The 5,247-nt window shown below is 60.2% G+C and carries 4 protein-coding genes; 1 reads left to right on the top strand and 3 read right to left on the bottom strand.

What is annotated here, in order from left to right; genetic code table 11:
* From VF515_14570 to VF515_14560, 3 genes are all read right to left on the bottom strand, one after another.
* Positions 1–662, bottom strand: a 662-nt coding sequence (locus VF515_14570; protein ID HEX7408856.1) for a vitamin B12-dependent ribonucleotide reductase, incomplete at its 3' end; no start/stop codon positions are given.
* An 828-nt stretch (positions 663–1,490) separates the two neighbouring features.
* The gene (locus VF515_14565; protein ID HEX7408855.1) at positions 1,491–2,654 is read right to left on the bottom strand and encodes a DUF5777 family beta-barrel protein; all 1,164 of its coding nucleotides are present in this window, start codon (positions 2,652–2,654) and stop codon (positions 1,491–1,493) included.
* Between the two features lie 283 nt (positions 2,655–2,937).
* Complete coding sequence (locus VF515_14560; protein ID HEX7408854.1) at positions 2,938–4,506, bottom strand: hypothetical protein; 1,569 nt, start codon at positions 4,504–4,506, stop codon at positions 2,938–2,940.
* Positions 4,507–4,812: 306 nt separating this feature from the next.
* Here VF515_14560 and VF515_14555 point away from each other — a divergent pair.
* The coding region (locus VF515_14555) for a hypothetical protein (GenBank protein ID HEX7408853.1) at positions 4,813–5,247 on the top strand (435 nt) is incomplete at its 3' end.

Below are 5,247 nucleotides of genomic sequence, written 5' to 3'. Positions count from 1 at the left end.
GTGCCGGTGCCGCTGCCCCACTTGAAGAGCATGGCTTCGGTCTTGGCCAGGCCCATGATCGACTCCATGGAGTCGTGGATGGCGTTGATGAAGCAGGCCGAGCACTGCGGGTTCTTGTAGCCGCTGCGGGACAACTCGACCGCCTGCGTCTGCGGATTCCAGTGCCAGTTGGCGGCGTCGGCATCGGGCTCGATGCGGTCGCAGCCGACGTTGAACCAGACCGGCGAGTTGAAGGCGGCCATCTGGTGAACGAGGATGTGGGCGAGCTCGTCGTGGAAGATGGCGGCATCGTCGGCCGACTTGAAATAGCCGCCCTGAATGCCCCAGTCACGGATGGTCTCGGCGACACGGGAAATGAGCTGGCGGACGCCGGTCTCGCGCTCGCTGCTGCCGAGGCGTCCGTGGAGATACTTGCTGGCCACGATGTTGGTGGCGGTCATCGACCAGTCCTTGGGGACTTCGACGTCTTTCTGCTCGAAGATCGCGACGCCGGCGGCGTCGGTGATCTGAGCGTTGCGCAGTTCCCATTCCACGGTGTCGTAAGGGGAAATTTCCGCCTCGGTAAAGTAGCGGCGGAAAGAGAGGCCGGGGGCCTTACGGGTGGACTTGATGGGAGCGCTGGACGTGGTGGCGGTCGTGACGTTGGTGGTGACGTCGGCCATTTCTCTTATCTCCTCAGAACAGTTGCCAGTTGCTAGTTGCCAGTTGTCAGTTCCCACCCTTGCAAAACCGGTCAGGGTGGGGCACCCGTCGATCTTTGCCCGTCATTGCTGACGGGCGGCCCCGGGAAGAGTGTCACCGCAACCCGAGGCAAAGCGTTGCCGCAGGCGGTCGCGGCGTGGTTGGGAGACACGTCTCCCGTTGTCAAGTTCTTGAAAAGAACTGCTCAGGCGGCGAGGTACCGATTAGTACCGGACCGTCGGGGGTAGTTCCCGATTGGGCAGCTATCGCGCTGCCGGCGCCCACTTTTTGCGGGACGGGCGGTTCAGGTTGCCGATTCCGTCTCGCGTTTACATCACCCTGGGATGGTGAAATTACGCCTCTATATTGTGTCTGTCAAGTGCCTAACACAACATATTGTATCGCGTTTACCGTACCTCCGGGGTTACCAAGGAATCAAAGTTGATGCTTGACGGACAATCACTTACGGAAGCCCAGCCCGGGAATTGCACTTTTTTAGGTGCAAACTGTCCGGCCGAGGCGGCAAAAAAATCCGGTGGAAAACTTCAACCGGGCACAACGGCCCACAAGCGGGATCCCGGGAGGTGGGCCACTCATCCCGAAACGGCTGAAAAGCTGGATGGAATGAATGTAGGCGGGGTAAAGACGAGGGTCAATTGCTCAAAAGCGGTGCAAGTGAGGAGAAGTTGTGGGAAACGGGGCGGGTAATCAGTAAAGAGTAACAAGAACAAGCTGAAACCCGAACATCGTGACGAACTAGAGGTTGGGAGGGCAGTCGCGACCCCCTCCGCGTCGACTGCCCAATAGCGCTAGCGCAACTGCCGCGACAGGTTAAAGCCCACGAACAGGCCGGACGGTTTGTCGGAGTTTGGAACGCGCAGGTACGTCGAACGAGTGCCGGATCGTTGGGCTACGGTGCTGCCCGGAGCGGTGGTGAATCCGAACGTGAAGGCATGGCGGAATATCTTCTTCTGTATGGCAAACGAGAAGGGCGCGCGGTGGATGCCGAGCTCACGCGCATTTGCCAATGTCGGGTTGGCTTCGAAAATGAGGGCGATGGTCGGGCGGATATCCACTGCCAAGCCAACACCGAGTGAGAACGTGTTCGCGCACGGCCTTACATCCATCGACGCGGGAATGTCATTCGCAAGCGCTTGGTCGCACGGCTGAAGCGCGGGAGGCGTTCGGACCGACGAACTTTCGCCGAGCACCGGCCGGTTATGCAGGGACAGCGTCGGCACCAGGTACAAGGCAGCCCGCGAGGTGATGCTGCGCGAGAAGATGCCTTCAAAATTCATCGTGTAATTTCTGCGGAAGTCATCTTGCCCATCTACGGAAAAACGAAACATGGCGCCAAATGGTGCGCCGCTGCGCTCTTCCGCAATCATGTACGAGGCCATCAGCTCGATTGGTCTGCCGATAATGCTGGGGGAACGGAAAGCGCTCACCGCCAGGCGGCTGGTAATGCCGTACTTAAAACCAAACGACGCTACTGCGATGTCGTCCAAGCCGCCCAGGATGGCGCCTCGCGCACCTCCCTTAAAGGTGGAGGAGTAGGGGAAGCGATGCGTGAAGGACACCGTCATACCGTGTCGTTGCAGGCGTTGGCCGCTGGGCAACGTAAACAGGCGCTCGTCGCCGGGGATGTAGTAGGGCACTTGGGTGTCGGCTGGCGCCGGCTGCTGCGCTGCCTGGTCTTGCGCCGTTATCTTGGAAGACGACGGCTGGGCATCCAGCGTGGGGGCAGAGTCCGCTTCCCGCACCGATTGGCTGTCCAGGTCCACCACGTAGCTCTTGCCGTCACGCTGGATCACCACCGACGCCGTGCCGTGGTCCACAACATAGACGGCAGGAGCCGTCGGAGAATTAGCGGCGCGGCGCGGAGCGTTGCCCGTGTCACTGGCGGAAGCAATGCTGCTGAGAAGCAAGAACACCACGGTAGTACAGGTAGATTTAGACAAACGCACGTTCACTGCTTTCCTCCCGGCACCGGCACTAGGGTTGCTGCTCCTCGATTCAGGTTCACTGTCTCCCCAAAAGAGCGCGCAATTGAACGAAAGTTACAGGCAGGTGCCGTAACCAGAGGCACTGTCCTCAAACTGTCCAGAAGATGAGCTTCGAGCTGGCTTCTCGCTGACGCACAACCTTGCCAACGGTCCGAGCCTGCGATTTCAAAGGAATTTCGATTATCCAGGCGTCCGGACGCGGCGGCCTTGCTGCCGCGCTCCCGCCCCTTGGGCTATTGGAGTCCGCAGGCTAACGCCTTCGTTCCCAAAGCTCGTCGCTCGAGGCGAATACCTTCGTGCGCTGATAATTGTTCTGTAAGTACGTGCGGAAGGGCCCGAGGTGGTCGGAATGTTGCCCTTCGTGCGGGCGGAGGTACGCTCCGGGAATAATCATTACTGGCGGCTGCGCTGTCGCGAACGCCTGGAGCATCGCGTCCACCTGTTCCGGGCGCGTGTAATCGCTGGGAAGCACGAAGCTGAGTTGCGCCGGATGGGCCATGTGAAATGCGTAGCCGACAGTCGGGGTGCCAAAAAATGGGGCTCCGGGAGAGATGTGGTGAGTAGACCAGTCGAATTCTTCTGCCCACTTAGGATCCACAATGGCAATGCGGCCCGCCGGGGTATCGAAGACCTGGTGCCATCGCATCTGCCTTGCTACCGGCAGCGCAATCAGCAGGATTGCCGCGGACGCGATCCCTGCCCCGAGCACGAGCCTGAGATGCCTGATTTCGGCCAAGAGTACGACCAGCAAAACCAACGCGGGCGGGCTGGCGGCCGACATTCTCAGCCATGAGGGGGCGCTTGCGATCGACAGGAACATTACGCCCCCTGCGATCGTCATCAGCATCAGTGCTCGATCCGTCGATGGCCGAAGCTGCGCCCGGCGCCGATACATCAAGAAGAAGACGTAGGAGAGCGGTACGGTTGCATAGAGGAACAAGAGCATGAGCCAACTTACGGCGCCCATGTGCAAGTGGGCGGTAATGATCAGAACGCGCCAGTTGTTGAAAGACTCGACCGTGTAGTACCGCAGAGGAAACGTCACCAGGCTGAACCAAAGTCTCGCCGGGCCGGCTGACCCGAGAAAGTATGCGCAGCCTGCCGTCATGATCAGCGCAGCGGAGGAGGCGAAGAGAGTTGCCTTGCGCCAGAACTGACGGTCAAGGCGACTTCCGGCGCGTCCCTCCCAAAGGAAAAGAACAACAAACGCGGCGAGGCCGAAGAGGAACCGAGTCTGGGTGAAGAGGCCGGCCACGCCACACAGAACACCCGCGCCTGCGATCCGCCGCGAAGTTGAAGGCTGGTCGATCAGCAGCAGGGCAGCCGCCATCACGGCCAGCGTGCTGAACCAGTGGTGCGTGGGATAGGCCGCCCGCGGCACGACCACACCGATGAACAAAAGCGCCGGCACGGCTGCCAGCCATCCAGCGAGCATGCGGCGCGCAACGATCGTCATGGCGACCGCAATCGCCGCCGCAAGACACGCCATCGTCACCCCGGGAAGCCATGCGCGCGAACCAAAGAGCAGGACCAATGTGGCATAGACATAGTCGGTGCCGGGCGTCACGATCTGAGCGAAGTCACGGTAAGGGACCTGTCCCGCAGCGATCTTCACCCCGTCGAGCAGGAACAGGGCTTCGTCTCCCCAAGGCACAACCGGCGCAAAGGGAAGAATAAAGAACTGCAACCAGCAACCAGTGAATGCGAAAAGGGCAACCAGGCCTACCGCCCATCGTGACAGGGGAGGCGCAGGTTTCGGCGTGCTTCCGGTATTGCGCGAGACGAGAATTGGATCCGCCTTCATGATCGGGATGGTCAAAACGTTAAGGAGTATCGACGCGGTGTGCCGTTACAGCGTCGCGTAATTCTAATGGAGCACTTCCTGGCGATGTACAATTCCCCGCCTTTTGAGCAACGGCAGGAAAGATTGTCGATGGAGAACCGTTCACGCGAAGGACACGAAGGTTTCACAAAGGCGCGGCGGGAAAGCGCAGAGAACGCAGAGGGGCAGAAGGCAATCTGGTCATCTGGAGATCGGGTGATCTGGTGATCGTAAAACCATCACCAGAGAGAGCACAGAGGGAGAGCGATGATGAGGCGGTTCGCAGTGATAGGCGTGGCATTCATGATGGCAGTAGGGGCGGCGGCGCAGACAGCGAGCGCGCCTGGCAAACCGGTTGAGAAGGTCACAGTGATTCAGTGTGGGTCGCTGATCGATGGCAAGACCCGTGACGTTCGGCGCGGTGTACAGGTAGTGGTGCGCGGGAACAAAATCGAGAGCGTCGAGTCCCTGGACAATTCCCACCCTTCCAAAACCGGTCAGGGTGGGGCACCCGAAGCGATTGATCTGTCGAATGCGACCTGCCTGCCGGGGCTGATCGATACGCACACGCACATCGTGCTGCAGGGGGACATCATCGTCGATTACGACGAGCAACTGCTGAAGCAGTCGGCGCCGTACCGGGCGATCCGGGCGGTGGCGGCGTCGGAGATGTGCCTGGAGCACGGGTTTACCTCGATTCGCGACCTGGAGACGGAGGGTGCGGGATACATCGACGTC

Source organism: Candidatus Binatia bacterium (assembly GCA_036382395.1).
Lineage (GTDB): Bacteria > Desulfobacterota > Binatia > HRBIN30 > HRBIN30 > JAGDMS01.
Note: the sequence above shows the minus strand (reverse complement) of the source record. Positions and strands in the feature narration are given on the sequence as shown.